This is a genomic window from Vibrio sp. KUL78, from assembly GCF_059725505.1.
Genome location: NZ_AP045838.1, coordinates 16224 through 35587 on the forward strand (window position 1 = coordinate 16224; position 19364 = coordinate 35587).

General features: G+C 45.3%; 15 protein-coding genes, 2 pseudogenes and 1 riboswitch. Of the genes and pseudogenes, 7 read left to right on the forward strand and 10 right to left on the reverse strand.

Annotation, left to right across the window (positions count from 1 at the left end):
• Positions 1 to 12 precede the first annotated feature (12 nt).
• A complete protein-coding gene (locus AC6I8Y_RS16715; protein WP_394150326.1) occupies positions 13 to 867 on the reverse strand; it encodes a heme/hemin ABC transporter substrate-binding protein in 855 nt (284 codons plus the stop codon).
• 215 nt (positions 868 to 1082) lie between these two features.
• On the opposite strand from AC6I8Y_RS16715, the gene hutW reads away from it, so the two are divergent.
• From hutW to hutZ, 3 genes are read left to right on the forward strand one after another with little or no spacing between them, the layout of a single operon-like run.
• On the forward strand, positions 1083 to 2516 hold the full coding sequence (gene hutW / locus AC6I8Y_RS16720; protein WP_498022293.1) for a heme anaerobic degradation radical SAM methyltransferase ChuW/HutW: 1434 nt from the start codon (positions 1083 to 1085) through the stop codon (positions 2514 to 2516).
• A gap of 8 nt (positions 2517 to 2524) precedes the next feature.
• A complete protein-coding gene (gene hutX / locus AC6I8Y_RS16725; protein WP_498022294.1) occupies positions 2525 to 3031 on the forward strand; it encodes a heme utilization cystosolic carrier protein HutX in 507 nt (168 codons plus the stop codon).
• A 59-nt stretch (positions 3032 to 3090) separates the two neighbouring features.
• The gene (gene hutZ, locus AC6I8Y_RS16730) at positions 3091 to 3627 is read left to right on the forward strand and encodes a heme utilization protein HutZ (protein ID WP_042471178.1); all 537 of its coding nucleotides are present in this window, start codon (positions 3091 to 3093) and stop codon (positions 3625 to 3627) included.
• A gap of 78 nt (positions 3628 to 3705) precedes the next feature.
• Here hutZ and AC6I8Y_RS16735 read toward each other — a convergent pair whose 3' ends face one another.
• The gene (locus tag AC6I8Y_RS16735) at positions 3706 to 5058 is read right to left on the reverse strand and encodes an MATE family efflux transporter (RefSeq protein ID WP_498022295.1); all 1353 of its coding nucleotides are present in this window, start codon (positions 5056 to 5058) and stop codon (positions 3706 to 3708) included.
• A 101-nt stretch (positions 5059 to 5159) separates the two neighbouring features.
• On the opposite strand from AC6I8Y_RS16735, the gene AC6I8Y_RS16740 reads away from it, so the two are divergent.
• Entirely contained in the window at positions 5160 to 6107 is a 948-nt protein-coding gene (locus tag AC6I8Y_RS16740; protein WP_394150333.1) for a LysR family transcriptional regulator, read from the forward strand.
• On the opposite strand, the gene AC6I8Y_RS16745 is transcribed toward AC6I8Y_RS16740, so the two are convergent.
• The 5 genes and pseudogenes from AC6I8Y_RS16745 to AC6I8Y_RS16765 all read right to left on the reverse strand — a co-directional run bounded on the left by AC6I8Y_RS16745 (position 6104) and on the right by AC6I8Y_RS16765 (position 12468).
• Positions 6104 to 6841 (reverse strand): DsbA family protein, encoded by a 738-nt coding sequence (locus tag AC6I8Y_RS16745; RefSeq protein ID WP_394150334.1) that lies wholly within the window; start codon positions 6839 to 6841, stop codon positions 6104 to 6106. The two genes, AC6I8Y_RS16740 and AC6I8Y_RS16745, sit on opposite strands and share 4 nt — an antisense overlap.
• Before the next feature lie 23 nt (positions 6842 to 6864).
• Entirely contained in the window at positions 6865 to 7383 is a 519-nt protein-coding gene (locus AC6I8Y_RS16750) for a protein disulfide oxidoreductase (RefSeq protein WP_394150335.1), read from the reverse strand.
• Positions 7376 to 9435 (reverse strand): annotated as a pseudogene (locus tag AC6I8Y_RS16755) (protein-disulfide reductase DsbD family protein). The gene AC6I8Y_RS16750 and the pseudogene AC6I8Y_RS16755 overlap by 8 nt, the downstream one beginning before the upstream one ends.
• A gap of 1319 nt (positions 9436 to 10754) precedes the next feature.
• Positions 10755 to 11432, reverse strand: coding sequence for a hypothetical protein (locus AC6I8Y_RS16760; RefSeq protein ID WP_498022296.1), 678 nt, complete (start codon positions 11430 to 11432; stop codon positions 10755 to 10757).
• Between the two features lie 85 nt (positions 11433 to 11517).
• On the reverse strand, positions 11518 to 12468 hold the full coding sequence (locus AC6I8Y_RS16765) for an ArnT family glycosyltransferase (protein ID WP_498022297.1): 951 nt from the start codon (positions 12466 to 12468) through the stop codon (positions 11518 to 11520).
• Positions 12469 to 12787: 319 nt separating this feature from the next.
• Positions 12788 to 12851, forward strand: a riboswitch (Fluoride riboswitch).
• Positions 12852 to 12967: 116 nt separating this feature from the next.
• On the opposite strand from AC6I8Y_RS16765, the gene AC6I8Y_RS16770 reads away from it, so the two are divergent.
• Positions 12968 to 13660 carry an iron-sulfur cluster assembly scaffold protein gene (locus AC6I8Y_RS16770; RefSeq protein WP_498022298.1) on the forward strand — a complete coding sequence of 231 codons (693 nt, stop codon included), beginning with the start codon at positions 12968 to 12970 and terminating at the stop codon, positions 13658 to 13660.
• A gap of 15 nt (positions 13661 to 13675) precedes the next feature.
• Positions 13676 to 14654, forward strand: a pseudogene (locus AC6I8Y_RS16775) (GGGtGRT protein).
• A gap of 47 nt (positions 14655 to 14701) precedes the next feature.
• Here the strand turns inward: AC6I8Y_RS16775 and AC6I8Y_RS16780 are convergent.
• Both AC6I8Y_RS16780 and AC6I8Y_RS16785 read right to left on the reverse strand, forming a co-directional pair.
• Entirely contained in the window at positions 14702 to 16864 is a 2163-nt protein-coding gene (locus tag AC6I8Y_RS16780) for a bifunctional diguanylate cyclase/phosphodiesterase (RefSeq protein ID WP_394150343.1), read from the reverse strand.
• 12 nt (positions 16865 to 16876) lie between these two features.
• Positions 16877 to 17824, reverse strand: coding sequence for a phosphate/phosphite/phosphonate ABC transporter substrate-binding protein (locus AC6I8Y_RS16785; RefSeq protein ID WP_498022300.1), 948 nt, complete (start codon positions 17822 to 17824; stop codon positions 16877 to 16879).
• A 370-nt stretch (positions 17825 to 18194) separates the two neighbouring features.
• Between AC6I8Y_RS16785 and AC6I8Y_RS16790 the strand changes: the two genes are divergently transcribed.
• On the forward strand, positions 18195 to 18869 hold the full coding sequence (locus AC6I8Y_RS16790; RefSeq protein WP_498022301.1) for a hypothetical protein: 675 nt from the start codon (positions 18195 to 18197) through the stop codon (positions 18867 to 18869).
• Between the two features lie 8 nt (positions 18870 to 18877).
• Here AC6I8Y_RS16790 and AC6I8Y_RS16795 read toward each other — a convergent pair whose 3' ends face one another.
• Complete coding sequence (locus tag AC6I8Y_RS16795) at positions 18878 to 19279, reverse strand: hypothetical protein (protein ID WP_394150346.1); 402 nt, start codon at positions 19277 to 19279, stop codon at positions 18878 to 18880.
• Positions 19280 to 19364 lie beyond the last annotated feature (85 nt).

The window sequence follows — 19364 nt, forward strand, 5'->3', positions numbered from 1 at the left end:
ATAGATAGACAGTTAAGGGTATAGCAAGGCGTTGATACGCTTTGCCTCTTCTAAGCTTTTAAGACCTAGCCCGCCGACAAGCGCGTGACCATCTATTGTCACGATGGCATTGTTTTGTCCTGCAGGAGTCGCGGAGAGCATTGGCAGGGCTTTGAGTACCGCATCGCTGCCACCGAGTTTGGCATAACTTCTCCCGCTAACAAGAACGACATCAGGTTGCATTTCGATGATGGCTTCGTTTGAGATTGGCTTATAAGAGTCGATAGATGCCGCTGCAGGGTTGATACCACCCGCTAGCTCGATGATGGCATCTGGTGTGGTTGCATTACCTGCTACGTTTGCTGGGCGGCCTTCATGAATCAGTAGGAATAAGACTTTCTTCGCTTCATTTTCTTGGGGTTGATTAGAGGTTAGTGCATTCACCTGTTTTGCGATGTTAGATTTGAGTGCTGGTGCATTTGCCTCTGTGTCAGTGAGCTTTGCAATTTGGTCGATGCGTTTATTGAGACCTTCTATGGTTGGTGCGGTATCCACAATTTCAATGTCGACTCCAACTCGTTCTAATTGATCCAAAGCCGGTTTCGGCCCCATCTCATCAGAGCCAATAACGATCGTTGGCTCTAGAGCAATTAATCCTTCTGCTGACAAAGCTCGATGATAGCCGACTTTAGGCAGAGGGGACTCTTTGGGTGTAACACTAGTGACATCCACACCAACTAGCTGGGACTGAGCGCCTAGAGCATAGATAAGCTCAGTCACAGACGCACCTGCGCTGACGATCTTCTCTGTACCTTCTGCTATCGCAGTACTAAAAGGAAGAGAAGCAACGATGCTAATCGAAAGTAGTTTTTTTATTGTTTGTTTCATTGTGTGGATCCTAACGAGGCGGATGATTTGTCCGTAAAGCATTGGCTGCATGGGTAACCGTAAAATAGGTCTTGTGCAGTTGTTAAATGAGATTATGTATCACAACGAAAATAAGATCAATTATCAATTGCATTATCAACTACATCAAATTATGATCATCTCAGTTTTAGTTTAAGCCTTATACAACAAGGCTTTGAAACCAATCATGAGCTGTTATGAAAATTGATTTAAGTCAACTTAATGAATCGCATTTCGGAGTAAGCACTCCGGATCCGTTGCGATTCGCATTTGGAAAGAAAACTTCACCGCACGCAGGCGGGATGGGTATGCCAGTGCCGTCTGAGTGTTATGACCAGCTATTTACTGACTTAACCGAGCAGTCTACCACTCGCAGTAACAAGCGCTGTCTGTATATTCATATTCCTTTTTGTCGAGTGAGATGTACGTTCTGTAACTTCTTCCAGAATGCTTCAAGTCGAAAATTAGTCGATGACTATTTTGATGCTCTGATGAAGGAAATTGAGATTAAGTCACAGCTAGAGTGGACGCAAAGTGGACTGTTTCATGCAGTTTATATCGGAGGAGGGACACCAACCGACCTTTCACCAGATCAAGTAGAGCGTTTAGGTAAAGCAATACATGCTTCGTTTCCTCTCGCGACAGATTGTGAGATTACCTTAGAAGGTCGCACAAATCGTTTTACTGATGAGATGTTTGATAAAGCGCTTGAGGGCGGCTTCAATCGTTTCTCATTTGGTGTTCAAAGCTTTGATACTAAAGTTAGACGAAGCGCAAAACGTCTCGATGACCGAGAGGTTGTCATGGAGCGACTGTCGCAACTCGCCGCTCGTGATGAAGCCCCAATCGTTATTGACTTACTCTACGGACTGCCATATCAAACTCTAGATGTCTTTGAGCAAGACCTAAAAGACTACATGGAGACAGGTGCCCATGGTGTAGACCTGTATCAGCTTGTTGTCAGTGGCAGTGCGCCTATGCTGAATCTAGTGGAAAAAGGGCGCTCTGAACCGCCGGCGTCATCCGCAGAAAAAGCCGCGATGTATGAAATGGGTGTGAACTTCATGAACAAACATTTCGTCAAACAGTTAAGCGTCAATCATTGGGCTCGTGACAACAGAGAGCGCAGCCAATACAACAGCGTGGCAAAAACCTTTGCAGAAGTGATGCCTTTGGGAGCTGGCGCTGGTGGCAATATCGGCGGATACGGCATGATGCATCATAGAACACTTGATGCCTACATGGAGGCGATGCGTACAGGAAAGACGACAATCGCGATGATGAGCAAGCAAAGTCGCTACGAACCAGTATTAGCGAGTCTAAAAGCAGGCTTTGATAGCGGTGTTGTGCGACGTAGTTTATTGGTCGACTTCGAAGACGAGGATACCTTCGACCTTCTGCTGCCGCTCTTTAAAATTTGGCAGCAAAATGGCTTGGTAGAACTTCATGACGATTATCTAGTGTTGACGGTCGCTGGTGCATTTTGGTGTGTCACCCTGGCTCAAGGTGCTATCGCGGCCATCAATACACTCATCAAAGACAAACCAGTTATGCCAAAGGGCATGACTATGGGGCACGGTAAAACTATGCCTACTCATAAAGACAACAAAGCAAAAAATAACGCTGCATAGGAAAGAAAATGACAACTGAATTGAAGCAAAACGTTGCAACTATCTTAGAACAAGACCCATCGCTCCTACCGGCTGCTATCGCAGAAAAGCTCGGAGTGAGTGAGCGCGATGCAGTCTGTGCAATGCCTGAAGAGATGGTCGCATTTGCAGGTGGCGATATTGCGCAGGATGTTCTGGAGTCAATTACGACTTGGGGACCAGTAACCACTATCGTTCACTCGTTTGGTTCCATCTTTGAAGTGAAGGCACCGTTTCCGAAGGGAAAAGTGGCACGCGGCTATTATAACCTCATGGGTAAAGAAGGTGAGTTGCATGGTCACCTCAAGTTAGACCTTATTAAAACCGTTGCTCTTGTGAGTAAGCCATTTATGGGTAATGAGAGCCACTACTTTGGTTTCTTTGATGAAACAGGTAACAACGTCTTCAAAATCTACTTAGGTCGCGACAAAAAGCGTGTACTTATCCCTGAACAAGTAGATAACTTTAAAGCGCTACAGACAGAACTGCGTGGCTAAGCAGCGTAACAGCAACATTCAAATTAAATTATAATTATTAGAGAAAGTGAGGTTTCAACATGGATCAACAAGTTAAGCAAGAGCGCCTGCAGGGACGTCTTGGACCGGAAATTAAAGAGTTTCGCCAAGAGCGTAAAACCATTCAATTGGCAACCGTTGATGAAGAGGGTCGTCCAAACGTAAGTTATGCACCTTTTGTGCAAAATCAGGATGGTTACTTTGTACTGATTTCACAAATTGCTCGTCATGCTCGTAATCTTGAGCAAAACCCGAATGTGTCTTTAATGATGATTGAAGACGAGACAGAGAGTAAGCAGTTATTTGCTCGTAAGCGTCTAACATTTGATGCGGTTGCAACCGTGGTAGACCGTGAGTCTGAGCAATGGCAGCAAGTGATTGCTCAAATGAAAGACCGTTTCGGCGAAATTATTGATGGCCTAAGCCAGCTGCAAGATTTCATTCTGTTCAACTTAAAAGCTGAACACGGCTTGTTTGTTAAAGGCTTTGGTCAGGCGTATCAAGTCTCTGGTGACGACTTGGTTGACTTTGTCCACCTGCAAGAAGGTCATCGCAAGGTAGAAAAAACGGAAGCTTAATTAGCCATAACGCTAATCATCAAAGCCCTCTCGACAGGCATGCCGAGGGGGCTTTTCATTATCAAGTCAGTGTGATCGCTATGCTGTGTGAGCGTTTGAAAATGTATCGAGTTTGGTTCTTTTTAGCTCAAACACCAATTGAGCGAGCAACAATAGCCCTGTTGCCGCTAGACCAACGAGTATGCCTCCCCAAATCCCAGCGAGCTCATAACGAGACATCAATAGCCACGCAGCAGGTAGACCAAACACCCAGTAGCCTATTGCTGTCATCACTGTAGGCAGTACGACGATTTTCATACCTCTTAATAGGTTTATAGCGAGTAACTGCCAAGCGTCAACGACAAAGCTTAGAGCAACGACCCAAATAAGCGATGCAAGCATATCGGTCAGCTCATGCTCACCTTCACCATCAAGCTGGAATAGGCTGGCAATCGCTTCTGGCCATACGATGAACACTATCGCTAACACCGCACTTAGGATCGTAACTAGTGCGAAGCTACGTTTGGATACGGCTTTTACGCCAGCTAAGTTATTGTTACCGAACTCTTTGCCAACAAGAATCGCTGCTGCTTGAGAGAAGCCGAAGTTAATGTTCCAAGTAAAGCTCAGGCATTGCAGTAAAATTTGGTGCAACGCTAGTGCCGTAACGCCTATAAACCCTGCCATTAACGTGCCACCATAAATTAGCCCCATTTCCAGTGCGGCAGCGATAGCGATAGGAATGCCCATTGAAAGCAAAGGCAGCATTAAACGCCACTCATATTCATCCAAGTTAAGCCAAGGCGCGAATCGATAGTAGGTAGGGCGCCTAAACACCCAAAAACCATAACCCAACAGAACAAGTGAAGCGGCAAGTGTTGTCCCAAGCCCAAGCCCTGCAATACCCCATCCCATGTTGAAGGCAAGGAGATAGCTAAACGGTACGTTCAAGGCAACGGTTGCGAGTGACATAATCATGACAGATTTTGCATCACCGTAATTACTGGTTAAACCACGGAGGATCAGCAGTAACAAGGTTGGAAGCATGGCCCACTTGAGTGTATCGAGGTAGGTCATTGCGACGACAATCACTTCTTCTGGTTGCTTGGCCATTCTCAGAAAGTCAGGAGCAAAGACAAAAGCTGACGTGAGTATGATAGTCAGCAAAATTGAAAGCATGAAAGCCCCTTTGACCGCAAGGCGAACCTGTTTTAAACCGTGTTCAGGTCGTGCAACGCTTTGTCCGTACGCGATCGCGATCAAGTTAGCCACGCAGCCTACAGTACTGCCCGCTACCAGAAAAACAAAGGTATAGACGGACGCACCTAACCCGCCACCAGCTAGGTCACTGACACTTAATTGCGCCATCATCCAGACGTCGGTCAAGACCAACGCCATAGCGATGAGCTGTGAAATGATTAAGGGTGTCGCGAGTGACAAGATGCGTTTCATGGATAACCTCTAATGATGATAGGTGTATTTTAGATGCATACTTATGGTGTTCAATTAACATTTGTGTCACTCTGGTATTCCTTCAGATCATGTGAGCAATTATGAATCCATATTCGAACATTCCGTATTCACACAATGCCTTAAAAGTGTTTGAAGCTGTTGCAAGGCATATGAGCTTTACAACTGCTGCACAGGAGCTTCATGTCACGCAAAGTGCTGTAAGCCGACAGGTGAAGCAGTTAGAGGATGAGCTGAATGCATCTTTGGTTATTCGTCGCCATCGCTCAATTCAGTTAACGCTAAAGGGGCAGGCGCTCTATGAAGTATTGGGGCGAAATTACGCGGCTTTGCAGTCGCTGTTGGATTCGTGGAAAGAATCCGAGGCAAACAAAATCGTCATTCGTGCAGCGCTAAGTTATGCCACTCGCGCTCTATTGCCAAAGATCCAGCAATTGAATGAACGTTTCCCTAACTATGAAATTGCCGTTATTCCTGTCATTGACGAGGAAGAGAGTTTAGGCAAAGGGGATTACGACTTATTTGTGTTCACCACAAGAAATAGCGAAAGCTATGACAATGATCCTGAGATATTCTTTATGCGCGAAGAGTATATGGCGCCAGTGTGTACTCAGCAGTTGATAGGAGATAGACGAGATATTGAGCACTTACTGACGCTTCCTAGGTTACACCCAACTCTCGACCATTTAGATTGGCGTGCGTGGCTAAATAAGATTAATCACATCGATAGAAAGGTTCCTCGTAACTCGACTTTTTTTACCCTCGATTTGACGCTTAGTGCTTGTCTGTCAGGTCATGGTGTGGCGGTCACTGATTTGTTACTTGCCCTTCCGGAACTTGAGCGGGAGTATCTTGTGTGTCCAGAGAATGCGATGATACATCCGAGTGGTTGGCGATATTTCTGCCACCAAAGGACAGAATCACCCATCGTAGAAGAGTTGGTAGATTGGTTGAAACAAGAGACTGTCGAAGAGCTCAGAAAGCTAGAACAGCTTTCTGAGCGTCATGGCTGGGGACCGATCGAAAGTTAGCTTTTTTGTTCGGCCTGATGTTTCTTCACGATCTCTTCAAGTTTGTCATAAGGGATAAATCCTGGGATCACTTCATCACCAATGAACATGGCTGGTGTGCCGCGAAGTCCTAATGCAACGAATGTTTTGTAGTTTTTTACAAGTGATTCGTTGATCGCCGTATCACCCGTTAGGTATTCCTCAGTGCCTGTCTTTTTCGCAACCGCTTCTATGGACGTTTTATCGTGCAGACCTGGTTTAGCAACAAGTAGACGATTGACCTCGGCAAACTTCTCTGGTGCGTTTTGCCATACCTTAATGGCAAATGCGGCAGAGTTTGTCTCCAAGCCATCGATGACTTGCTGCTTAAGAGGGACATAGATATTGATCACTTTTAGATCTGAGTTCTTGCCGGCCATTTTTGCTAAAACATTGTCCAAGCGTTTGCAATAAGGGCAGTTGTAATCGGTAAAGTTAATGATGACAGTACCGCCCTCAGGGTTACCCGTCACACTGTGGATCGTCGTGTCATTTAACCAGGTTTCACTTTGCTGCTTTGCTTTTGTTAGTTGCTTTTGATTTTCAACATACTGCTGAAGGTTGGCATGAAGATCTGCGATGATTTCAGGGTTATCTCTCAGTAGCTGATGAATCCCTTCTAATTGCTGTTGTTGCGCGCTGGTGAGTTCTGCATGTGAAAGTGCTGGCAACATAGCTGCGATGCTGACTGCGATTGAGATAATTGTTTTTTTCATGTCTTTTTCCTTGGCTCAGTGAACTACTGAGCAGATAAAATTCTTAACCAAAGCCCCATCGGTGTGGTAACACCTGTGGAGATGTTTTCAATTTGGCCCTTATTGATGACGGCGATGGTGGGCGTAACTGTAATGTTCCATTGACGGCTAATAAGGCTGTTAGCATCGTTGATCACTGGAAAGTGGTAGTCTTTTGCTTGCATGTATTGTTCTACTCGTTGATCGGGACCGGATGAGAGGGCTACCGATACCACATGGTAGTGGTTTGAGAACCAATCAATGGTTGGGCTTACAAATCGACACGCTCCGCACCAGGTCGCCCAAAAATAGAGGACAACCGGCTCTTGGTGACTTTGCTCAATAATATCAACGGGGATATTGTCGAGTGTTACCGCTTGAAGAGCTGGAGCCTCCCCATTCGGCATATCTAAACTTCGATACCAATCGAGAGCGAGAGAAACCAGAGTGACCAGTACAAAGACGCTGATAAGCTCTTTGCTCCATTTAAACAATGTGCCTTTCCAACTTTTGCGTTTAGCCATTTGGAGTCCCACTTGCCGCATTAAGTGCTTGTGTTATCGACTCAGAGGTGAGTATTACAGGCAGTGGAATTCCCTCTGGATGGTTAGGTCCGTAGACAATATTGAACGGCACGCCATAACGGCCATAACTTTGTAGATACCTTGTGACGCTGTCACTTGGTGTTGTCCAGTCCCCGCGCATTGTCACTACGTTACTTTGTTGCAGCTCGCTGTAAACAGGGTCTTGGAGGACGACACCAATCTTGTTGGCTTTGCAGGTAATACACCAATCTGCGGTAACATCAACAAACACGGTTTTTCCATCCGCGACCAGCGCTGGGATAGAATTGGCATCTAATCGCTGCCAATTGAGGTTATCAACGATTGGTGTCGACCAACTATCTGCAGTGATGCTGCCGACAATAAGTCCTCCACCAAGCGCAAACACTGAAAAGCCCGACATCAAAATCACCGTTTTTTTCCCGAACGTCTTACCCACCAAGATAAAGACGGTCAGTACAATAACACCGATAATAGCGGCGGTTGCTGGCTTGCCGATAAACACCGAGAGCAAAGAGGTTAACCACAAGCTTGTGAGTAGCATCATGGCGCCAAACACAACCTTGAGCTTATTCATCCATGGACCAGGCCGCGGGAAAGCTTTCACTAAAGACGGGAAAATGGTGAATACAATCCAAGGTAAGCTCATTCCAACGCCTAAGGCGACGAAGATAAGCCAAAGCTCGCCATAACTTGCACCGAGTGCATAGGCGACGGCGGTGCCAAGAAAAGGTGCACTGCATGGCGTTGCGAGTAAGGTTGCAAACATACCTTGGATGAAGTGTCCGCCGTAACTGTGATCGCCTTTCGTCGCTAACCAAGTATTCATGGAACTTGGTAGCTGGATATTGAACAGTCCGAGAAGGTTTGCGGCAAATAGCAATGTTACAACCGCCATGAAAATGATGAATCCACTGCTTTGAAATTGGATCCCCCAGCCGACCATGTGACCTGCCATTTTCAACGCACTGAGTCCGCCTGCCAAAATCAAAAACGAAGTGATGATCCCGGCGGTTGAGGCGAGGAATGATAGACGAACCTGCTTTGCGGATTGGTTAGCGCCGACAATGATAGAATTAAGCTTCATTCCCAAGACGGGAAGCACACAGGGCATCACATTGAGAATCAGCCCCCTAGCAAAGCAAAACCTAGCATCCAGATTAATCCACCCTCGCTCGGTACCGATATTGGGTTGGTAGATACTGTGGTCGAGGTTTCTGCCAGTATCAGTTCATCGGATACAGTGACCTGAATGGTTTTGTCTGAAATATCTGCTTCGCCAAGCCAGTTACTTACTTGATAGGTGGCATAAAGAGCATGACCCTCAATGGTAAGCTTGGGCTGAGAGAAAAACTCATTCGCTACCTCTTTTCCATCGACCAAAATAAACGGTTTTTTCCAGGCAGAATCCGTCGTTAGTTTGAGGGTGAGTGTTTGCGCTTGTTGATTCCAATAGCTCTCGGAAACCTGAACTTGTTCACTTTTCTTTGGCGTTAAACTCATACCTTGACCAAACAAGTACGCCGCGTCGGAATCAAGCACAAGTGAGCTCGGGTCGATGGTAAGCTCGATAGGGTAATCGGCAATAACGCAGATATTCGTACAACTTGGCAGGCGCAGGTTAGCCTTGAGCTGTACTGGCTGTGAGGGGTCAGTAACCGTAACGATAAGCGGAAAGCTCACCTCATGTTTGTAGCCTAAGGTGAGCACACCTAATTGCTCATAATAGGCAGGTACTGGCCAATGCCACTCGATGTTGTCGATGTTGGTTGAGTCGCTCCAATCAAACTCGGGAGCAACACCACCTTCGCCAGGACTACGCCAATAGGTTTTCCACTCTCCATCTAATTCAACATCTAACACCATCTCCATTTGACGAGTGCTAGGATCAATGTGTCCAGTAGACAGAGCTCGCACTCTAACGGGAGGGTGCATAGGGTCTTGTACCCAGCCTGTAGACTGAGCGACAGAGGTCGCGCTAAAAAATGCAGCGGTGCTCGTCAGCAGAAGCATAAAAGCAATGCTGATTGTTCGTCTTAATGACGAGGTAATTGTGAGTGCCATCATCGGGGCACGTCTAACTTCAGTGTTTTCGTTCGACACAGTATTCTCCAAAAAGTAATTAATAGACCTTGGTGAGTACTTTTTTATTCCCGAAATGTGCAGAGAGTGAGATGAAGCCGGTTTTTCGGTGGAGCTTCGTCCACACGTTGTGTGGCTTTATGCTGAGGTTGGCGAGTAAACAGGATTGCGGCAAGCGCAATAAGAAACAGTATGGGTGTAAAATCTTCCATGTTAGGAAGGGAATGGGTCAGCAACTTTTTAGTCACAAAGCAGGGTTCTTCAGTCGAAGCAGTGTCGTGCACAATATGATCGATTGATTCTGCGTTGAATAGGTCATTGACGCTTAAACGACTAGATAGCGTAACTTTAGAGGTCTGAATTTTGCTGTGGTAGGCGACATTCGTTTTGAGGGCGCACAACAACACTACCATTACGGCAGTGAATAGAAACAGAACGCGAAAAGTGTTGTGCCTAAAAGTATGCAAAAAGTGTTTTCTCAATCGTTGATTGGAAGGTAATAAACCACCCAGTTAAGACACGACTAAGTTAACGTCTTACTGAAAAACGTCAAGTGAAAAACGTCAAGTGAAAATAATTACCCAGATTATGGGTAGGTTGGGTATCAATGTGCAGGGTGAATGGGGTGAACAAAAAGAGCAACCTAGCATTGCTCTTTTTCAGAGTTAGCGCGCAGTCTTTACGCTGCTTTACTGACTAATCGTAATATTGCTTTGTTGATCCCGATAAGATCGTTAACAGAAGTGGCGCCTCTTATTGCATCCATGAGAGATTCCTTGCTGCAGCAAGGGATAACATCAATGTTTTTTTACCTTTCCCTCAAGAGTGTTCTTCATTAATTCAAATTGTTTCTGTTCGAACATGTTAGTGAGCCTGTGACGTTGTTGTATCTGTTTTGTACCGCTATCTTACCTGTTTATTGTGACAATTTAGCCTTAAAACTTGCAACAATCGGTCAAACAGCGGTGTTTGTATCTTTATAGTGAGCACATCATAGTGCGTTATTCGATTAGATTCCAATGGAAAGAGGCTATATCAATCAAGCTACTATTGGTTTGGTATATCAGATTACTGGTGCTGACTTTTAACTGATTGAAACTAGGTTGATCCTGAGTTGGTATTTTGTAACGTATTGTTAACTCGTTGCTCTGGCTTTCATTAGGTGCATTCAGAGATGTGATCTAAATCTTAAATAGATCGAAAAAAAGCCCCTGTCCACGAGGATGCAGGGGCTTTCAAATGGGTCTTTGCTATTTCCCGGAGAGCCAGAATACGGCGTCTCTGACTTTGTCACTTCGTGGCGTACCTTTTGCCAGTATGTCGATTTGAGTGTCGGGTCTAAATCCGGCAAACGTCACAATATCTTGAAGAGAATTACTTCTATCTAGCAGAAGATAGTCGTAATCAGGGTCGACACCATCAAGAATATCTTGCGCGCGGGCTCGGTCAACCTGCGGGACTGCCCAGTCATGATAAAGGAAGAATATAGAGGTCATGGTTTCCGAAAAATGGTAACTCGCGATACGGTCACGCTTCTGTTCTGGTACTTGTTCAACAAATGCTTGAAGATCAGGCTTCATATCTTTGGCAATATCGATAGCTGGGAACAAGTAAGTAAATGCGCTCGAGAAAAATAGCGCAGTCACTATCGCCATCTTTGTCCATTGTGGCCAAAGTTTGCGTTCAACAATCAGCATTAGTGCAATAGCAATCAATGGAATTAATGCAACAAGGTGCCAAGTACTGAGCCAGTCCATTAGTGCTTCAGGGATTTTCTCCTGAGGTAGCAAGTTAGCCCACAGAGGGACAACGGCGAAAGCCACCAAGACAAATGACATTAATGCCATCCAACCACGGCGGTACCAATCAAACCATTTGCCTGAGAAGGTGATGAGCGCATCTGCGATCATGAGAGCGAACAGCGGCATCAAGGGTGCCAGATACATTGAACGCTTGGTTACTGAGTAAGATAAAACAAATATCGCCAGGGTAAACCAAAACGCCAAGAAGCCATCAATCCATGTAAGTTGCTTTGGTTGGCGAAGCTTGTAAATGAAATGTCCGAGCCATAGCAATAATAGAGGTGTCCAAGGGGCGCCGTATTCTAGGACACCGTTGACATAATAAAAAGGGTTTACCCGCGTTGTTGTGCCCAAGGGTATTGGTTGCGGAGCCAGTTAGGCGACCTACTTGATTGTCCCAGAACCATGCCTTCCAAAGTTCTGGTGACGCGGTCTTATAGAATGGATAGATCCAGCTTGCGGCAACCAAACACATGGCAGCAATACCAATAATATGCATCAGAACAAACTGACCCATTGGTGCTGCTTGTTCTGGGAACTGCTTACGAAGATACACAGCTCTACTGATCAACGGAACCCAAGCAAGACCAATACAGAGTACGATCGCAACGGGTCCTTTGCTTAAGAATGCGAGACCAGTGAATGCGCCAGCGACAATGAGAAAGCCTAGTTTTTGTCGCAAATAAGCTTCACTGAATGCCCAAATAGCGGCAATAGTGGTAAACATAAGCGCGGCGTCGACACGGAGCCAATGAAAATTCAGTACAAACCCCTCAAGCGTGCCCAGTACGGCCAGTGCGACCCAAGCGAAGTTTTCTCCTTTGAAAAGATAGGCGATGCGATAGGTCGCTGCGAGTGAGCCTATGCACAGTAGAGCGAGCGCCAAACGGCCTGCCATAATGGCATCGAGACCCGTTGCGTGCATAAATAGAGTTGAAACAATAAAGAAAACAGGTGGCTTCTCGACGAATGAAATCCCTGCAAACTGAGGGATAATATAGTCCCCAGTTAAGTACATGCTGTGAATAATCGCAGCGACTCTGGGTTCATCTGGCGTCCAGACATCATGATCAAACAGACCACTAAATACCACAGCGACGATGGCGAGTAGAAGAATGAATTTCCAACTCTGATTTTGGTCGCCAGTTTGTGTTGTTGACACTTTTTATCTCCAATTATGCTGCGCACTAATAAAGCTAGCTTGCGAACCTAATATTAAAACTTGTTATAAAATAAAAGCGCTAGATTTTAAAATTCTAGCATGTAGGCATCAACACTTTGTGTATGAAATCTATACTTTTATCCGGTAAATTTAACGCTTATCTGACAGGAGCATACCGACCAATAAGGTGCGTTTATATGTTGTTTTTGTAACGTTTGATATAACTATACTTACAAAGGGAAGGAATAAAGAGTCGAATAATTATGACGAATTGTTCTAGTGCGAACTATTGCAATGAAATGTGACTTAGATCTAATATTGCCACCAAGGTGATGGGGTTCCACCTACTTAACCGCCATTTGGCTGATGACTCCTACAGTTTCAGAAAACAGGTGTAACTTGTCTATGCGTTATTATTGCGTGGGACGGGTTCTGTCGACCACTGACTGTAGTTCATAAGCCGATTCCTACGCCTGTTTTCCCGTCATAGGAAAACACAATGCAATACTCTCAAGAAATTCAATCAATGTGTCCAATTCAGCAAGGGGCACTGCATCCATCTGCACCTATTCCTGTCGAAGGTCGCTGGTTAAACCCAAAAGACGTGATTGCTATCTCTGGTCTCAGTCATGGTGTTGGCGCGTGTGCGCCGCAGCAAGGCGCTGCCAAGCTCACCCTCAATGTTAAGAACGGCATTGTAGAGGAGGTCTTAATAGAAACCATCGGCTGTTCGGGAATGACCCACTCGGCCGCAATGGCGTCGGAAATCCTTACAGGTAAAACCATTCTTGAAGCGATGAACACTGATTTAGTTTGTGATGCTATTAACGTTGCGATGCGCGAGATATTTTTGCAGTTCGCCTATGGTCGAACTCAGTCGGCGTTCTCTGAAGGGGGGCTTGAGGTAGGGGCTGCGCTTGAAGATCTAGGCAAAACTCAGCGAAGTCAAGTTGGTACAAGCTACTCGACGCGTGCTAAAGGTCCAAGATACATGGAAGTCGCTGAAGGTTATGTCACGCAGCTTGCACTAGATGAAGACAATGAAATTATCGGCTATGAATACCTTAACTTAGGGAAAATGATGGCAGATGTGGGTAAGGGCATACCTGCACAAGAGGCGGTGGCAAACGCTACGGGGCGTTATGGTCGCTTTGATGAAGCTGCAAAAACCGTTAATCCACGTCAAGACTAAGCTGAGGTACCTATTATGCCAACCACTAAACAATCACTATTAAATGAAATGGGCTTCGATACATTTAGAGCAAGCCTACCAATACTGCTTAGCGCAAGATATCGATCCAAAGAAACTCGTTTTAGAGACACAACCCATCGCGTTTGAAGACGCTTGCAATGCGTATACATTGGGTGGTGCACTCGCTCTATATCGTCAGGCAAATAATGCTCAACAGGCTGCGCTCAGTATCGGTGAAGGGCTTCAGGCATTTTGTAAGCCGGGAAGTGTGGCGTCACAGCGAGAAGTTGGTCTTGGTCACGGTGCGTTGGCTGCAAGACTCCTTAACGAAGAAACTCAGTGTTTTGCTTTTCTAGCCGGTCATGAGTCATTTGCCGCGGCAGAGGGCGCAATCAAAATTGCATTGAACGCCAATAAATCTCGAACATCACCGCTAAAAGTCGTATTAAACGGTCTAGGTAAAGATGCTGCTTATTTGATTTCTAGAATCAATGGATTCACCTACGTCAAAACCCAATATCATTATGAGACGGGTGAACTAGAAGAAGTAAGCCGTAAGCGATTTAGCCAAGGTGAGCGTGGAGAAATTCTCTGTTATGGGGCGGATGATGTTCGTGAGGGTGTAGCTATCATGCACGAAGCCAATGTCGATGTCAGCATAACCGGAAACTCGACTAATCCTACGCGATTCCAGCATCCGGTCGCTGGTATTTATAAATCAGAGCGTCTTGCTTTGGGCAAAAAATATTTCTCTGTAGCATCAGGAGGCGGTACAGGTCGAACTCTTCACCCGGACAATGTGGCAGCGGGTCCAGCAAGCTACGGTATGACAGATACCATGGGTCGAATGCATGCTGATGCGCAATTTGCTGGTAGCTCATCGGTACCGGCTCACGTTGCCATGATGGGCTTTATCGGAATGGGCAATAACCCAATGGTAGGGGCATCGGTTGCGTTGGCCGTTGAGGTCGACCAACATTTAAACCGTCAATAGAATAACTAAGGGCATTCGATAAGAAAGAATGCCCTTGTTCCTACACCTTACACCTTGAACTCTACGACGTTCGAGTTACTCTCGTTAATTAGCCTTCGCACAAAATCATCGACCGGCATTGGTTTATCAAAGTAGAACCCTTGTCCTACCTCACAGCCAATTTGTGCGAGTTTTTCCGCTTGTTCAAGCGTTTCAATTCCTTCAGCTACGACGAGGAGATCAAGGTTATTTGCCATTGCAACCATTGCTTGGACGAGCTGTTGGTCTTTAGAGTCAGCGATAATGTCTCTGACAAATGACTGATCTATCTTGATGCCATCGACAGTGAATCGGCGTAGATAGCTAAGCGATGAATAACCAGTACCAAAGTCGTCAAGCCAAACTTCGATGCCACTCGCACGGATAGCCTTTAGCGTTCTTTCTGCCTCATCTTCGTCTTGTAACAGCAAGCTCTCAGTAATTTCCATACGAATGGTGTGCGGTGGCACATGGTATTTCTCCATGTAAAACGCGAACATCTCAACTAAATTCTGACGATAGAGCTGCTTCGACGAAATATTGATCGAAACATGGAAGTCGTGTGAGAAATAGGGCATCCATTGCTGAATTTGAAAGCACAAGCGTTCAATTAGCCACTGACCTAAAGGCAGAATCATAGCGGTTTCTTCGGCAATAGGAATAAAATCACCAGGAGGCACAATTCCAAGTGTTGGATGGCGCCATCTCACTAAGGACTCAGCACCCATAACCCGTCCTGTTTTGAGGCACACAAGAGGTTGGAACCATAATTCAAACTGCTGTAAATCCGCGAGTGAGCGGCGTAGCTCCCTTTCAATATTGGCGCGATGTACAACAGACTTGAACATCTTGGGTGTGAATACTTTGTGTGTGTTTTTGCCATCAGCTTTTGCGCGGTACATGGCAATATCTGCATTCTTGATTAGGTCTTCAGCTGTCTTTCCATTCCTTGGGTAGCGAGCGATGCCGATACTACCACCCACAACAAGCTCTTCATTTTCCATCAGAATTGGGGATCGTACCGCTAAGAAAATCTTCTTAACAACAGCGTCGACATCTTCTGTTGTTTTTAGATGTGGAATCAGCATTAGGAATTCATCCCCGCCTATGCGGGAAATCATGGTTAACGGATGATCATTGGTAATTTCTCGTGCACAACGGGTGAGTTTCTCTGCAATGCGCATAAGCAGGAAATCGCCACTGTCATGGCCATAGTTATCGTTGACGACCTTAAACTCATCAAGATCGAGGAAGAGTACGCTAAATGACGTTGCTGGATACGACTTGATAGTTCCTTGCAAATGCTGAATGAAACGCGTGCGGTTGGGTAAGTCCGTAAGTGCATCATGATAAGCTAAGTGAGAAATCTTCTGCGTACGATGCTCTAGTTTGGTCGCCATCGATTGTACAGCGAGGGTCAAATTGCCGATTTCGTCTTTTCGCTCCTCGCTATTCATTGTCTGAGCAAGTTTGAAATCACCGCGCCCGATAGACTCGGCTTGCTTGGTAAGCTGAACAAGTGGGCGGCTCCATCTTCTCGATATTATAGCGGCCATTAATCCAGATAGTGACAGAAGCAGAACCGCTGCAGCCAACACTCCGACATATAGCTCATCTTGAGAGCGCTTATTTGTCGCTTCAATAAGCGTAGCCATGGCAGATATTTCGTTATCCACCTTGTCTAGAGACATTTCTAGGTAAATCCCACCGATAGTTTCATCGGCAGCTCGAATAGGGCGAATAACGACTAGGCTTGATTCCATAAACATATGAATCGGTTTGCCATTCGCTATAACTTGCTTTACATCAACAGCGAAGTTAACAGGCCTTCCTAGTTGCTCTAAAGAAGGGTCTCCATCATGAAAGACGTTGCCTTTCTTGTCGAAAATAATCAGGTGCTCAATTTCTTCCATCTGAAGCAAAGGCTCGATTAGGTAACCTGCTTCTTCAAGGTTATACATGTAAAGTGGGTCGAACATAGCCTCAGCAAGGTATGTTGACATTTGAGTTGCACGCTTACTTAGTTCGGTTCTAAATGTCTTACTGTTTTGAACGGTGAGTTCTTGCAACAGCCTTTCAGAGTGGTTTGACGATAGCCAAAGGTGCACTGCAGCACTGGTCAACGTCATGACTACGGCTAGCGCAAAGGTCACTAGCATATACTGCCCTTGTAGTCTTAAGTTTAACTTCATCTTATAACCAACCTAATTTAACCATAACTGTTCTATTTGAACTCGGGATTGGTTGTAGTCTGCTAAAGACTGCAACCGCTCTTTGGACAAACGATCAAACTTAGTGGTTTTTTGAAATTTATAAAGCGCAGCTTTTCCTTCCTCTGATTTGTTAGCATTGACCAAGATTTCGATGATTGCAGAGCGTACAGTTGTGTCTAAATCACCTCGAAGTAAAATAACGCTACGAGGGACAAATTCAGTACGATGAATAATTTCCATTCCTGGCTTAATATGAGGTGGCATATCCCCTGAGTCTTCCCAGTTTGTGTTGGAAAAAGCACCAACATCGGCTTGAGAGTGGGCGACCCATGTTGAGAGCGAAATTTCGTCTGCTCGACGCAAAATATCTGAAGCCAGTACTATATTAACTTTATCCGCTGTTGGCGTTTTTGGAAGTGAAAAATGAGGGGTTACTTCTAATTGATGGCTGAGTAAGCTCTGTATCGGCATATAAAACCCAGACGTAGAGCTTCTATCTTCTAGGACTAGGATTTTTCCATGTAGATCATCAAGAGACTGGATACCGCTATCTTTTCGGGCAAAGAATACGGTCTGATACTCTGGATGACCTTTTTTCCATCGGCGCAGAACGATGTCCCCCTGGTAATCTTCTTGAAGTTTTAGAGCAGCAAAAAGTGTTTCCGATACCATATCGACTTCGCCGTTTTCCAACCATTGACCAAGCTCAAAGATAGAGTCGGTGACTTTTACGCGACCGCTGGTATAACCATAGTCAGTGAGCCCTTGGCTGACATATTTCGCGAGTGGAGATGAGAAAACGATATGTTTACGTGCTTTGTTGCTTAAAACGCCAATAGTAAAGGTTTGGTTCTTGGCATCATGATTCGAGGGTGCAGCAAAACCTTGACTGCTTAAAGTAAGCGTCATGGTAAGAATAAGGCAAAAGATATACTTCATACGCGCAGTATCCGCTTTATGTAATCTTATTAAAGGTATATTAGGTGATAGCTCTCGACATTCGAGCTTAATCACACATCACGATTGAAAATTTTGACGCAGAGAATGGCTGTAGATCGTGTAGTAAGTGCTTATTATTGTTATCTATATCTAGTACTAGCATTGGCGTTGTTGATAGTTTAGTCGTTGTTATAGTGAGAAATGTTAACATAAACATTTCGCGCGTGAATGTAAGTGGCGAGAAAAATTTTTCATATTCATCGACTTGAGCCCATTTATTGACGATCTGCATGCCCACTCAAACCACAATCAATTAAACTCTTTGGCAATCACGCCGATACAGAGGTGCGTCAAAAAAGAAAGCAGGTAAATGAGTTTGAAGAAAATAGCAATGGCACTTGGGGCGTTGACGGTACTGCTTAGTATAGGTGCTGCTGTCGCCTATTACTTGGGTTACTTTGATCAAGATGAACCCGTAGCGAAAAACGAAGCACGCCAAGAAACGGTTGCCGATAGTGTCGTTGAGCCAACAACGATTGAAGAGCCCTCTCCTGCGCCAGCTCCTTTACCGACTCATTATTACGTCTCACGAGCTTCGGAAACCGTCTACACTCAGCCAGAAACCAACTCTGTGCCCGATGGTATTGCCTATTATGGTGAGCGTTTAAGTGTCATGGAAAGACGCGGTGACTGGATACGTATAGCGCCAATTTACCAGTTAGAAGAGGGCGCTGAAGAAGTATCGCAATGGGTTGATTCAACGTCACTCTCTACTAAGCAAGTTAAGCTAGAGGGGAAAGTTTGGCTAGATGTACTTAAAGATTACATCGAAAACAGTGACAACTATATGAGCTATCAAGAAGCCTTTCTCGATGCGAGTACTAAGCTTATTCGACAACGTCGATGTCGCCTTGCTGACTTTGAGGAAGTTGGTGGTTGGATAAAATCAATCAATCACCAGGATAGTGTGTACTTCACCTACTGCGGCGGAATAGAAACCGAACACAAGATCTACTTAAATGTGGCAAGTGGTGAAGTGTTCTAACCTGGGAGTTACCAAGGAGACTGATCTCGTTCTTTCTCTGCGGCTCTAGCCATGTCTCTTACGCACTGTTTTAGACGTTTTATCGCCGTGAGATCACCGTGCTCGATGTGCTCAATGGGCGCATAGCCATTGAAAACGGTTGAGTTGTTTCTGACGTTGATGAAATTATTGATAAAGTGAGAGCTTTCGAATGCGGTTCGCAATAGACCGTCGATTTCTACGATGAGGTGGACGCGCTCAAACGTAGAGGGTCCAATAGGTACAGTAGCCGGCGTCACTTTTAGTCGCGCGTGCTGTTCTTTTGATAGCTCTAAGATAGCTTCTGTTTGTTCATTCGACGCGCCCCAGCCGTCCAACACACCGAGTGCGTACTTGACTAAGGTAAGTCTTTCATTCTTTGACAGTTCCATTGCCAACTCCATTCCACCACTGCTTTTTTGAATATAGTTGCTTAGCTTTGTTACCTCAAGATGACTGCTAATTTACCAACCTATG

Bases quoted from the DNA above. Each gene is read 5' to 3' on its own strand.
- AC6I8Y_RS16715 (WP_394150326.1), bottom strand. From the start codon at position 867: ATGAAACAAACAATAAAAAAACTACTTTCGATTAGCATCGTTGCTTCT.
- hutW (WP_498022293.1), top strand. From the start codon at position 1,083: ATGAAAATTGATTTAAGTCAACTTAATGAATCGCATTTCGGAGTAAGC.
- hutX (WP_498022294.1), top strand. From the start codon at position 2,525: ATGACAACTGAATTGAAGCAAAACGTTGCAACTATCTTAGAACAAGAC.
- hutZ (WP_042471178.1), top strand. From the start codon at position 3,091: ATGGATCAACAAGTTAAGCAAGAGCGCCTGCAGGGACGTCTTGGACCG.
- AC6I8Y_RS16735 (WP_498022295.1), bottom strand. From the start codon at position 5,058: ATGAAACGCATCTTGTCACTCGCGACACCCTTAATCATTTCACAGCTC.
- AC6I8Y_RS16740 (WP_394150333.1), top strand. From the start codon at position 5,160: ATGAATCCATATTCGAACATTCCGTATTCACACAATGCCTTAAAAGTG.
- AC6I8Y_RS16745 (WP_394150334.1), bottom strand. From the start codon at position 6,841: ATGAAAAAAACAATTATCTCAATCGCAGTCAGCATCGCAGCTATGTTG.
- AC6I8Y_RS16750 (WP_394150335.1), bottom strand. From the start codon at position 7,383: ATGGCTAAACGCAAAAGTTGGAAAGGCACATTGTTTAAATGGAGCAAA.
- AC6I8Y_RS16760 (WP_498022296.1), bottom strand. From the start codon at position 11,432: ATGCCGCTGTTCGCTCTCATGATCGCAGATGCGCTCATCACCTTCTCA.
- AC6I8Y_RS16770 (WP_498022298.1), top strand. From the start codon at position 12,968: ATGCAATACTCTCAAGAAATTCAATCAATGTGTCCAATTCAGCAAGGG.
- AC6I8Y_RS16780 (WP_394150343.1), bottom strand. From the start codon at position 16,864: ATGAAGTTAAACTTAAGACTACAAGGGCAGTATATGCTAGTGACCTTT.
- AC6I8Y_RS16785 (WP_498022300.1), bottom strand. From the start codon at position 17,824: ATGAAGTATATCTTTTGCCTTATTCTTACCATGACGCTTACTTTAAGC.
- AC6I8Y_RS16790 (WP_498022301.1), top strand. From the start codon at position 18,195: ATGAGTTTGAAGAAAATAGCAATGGCACTTGGGGCGTTGACGGTACTG.
- AC6I8Y_RS16795 (WP_394150346.1), bottom strand. From the start codon at position 19,279: ATGGAACTGTCAAAGAATGAAAGACTTACCTTAGTCAAGTACGCACTC.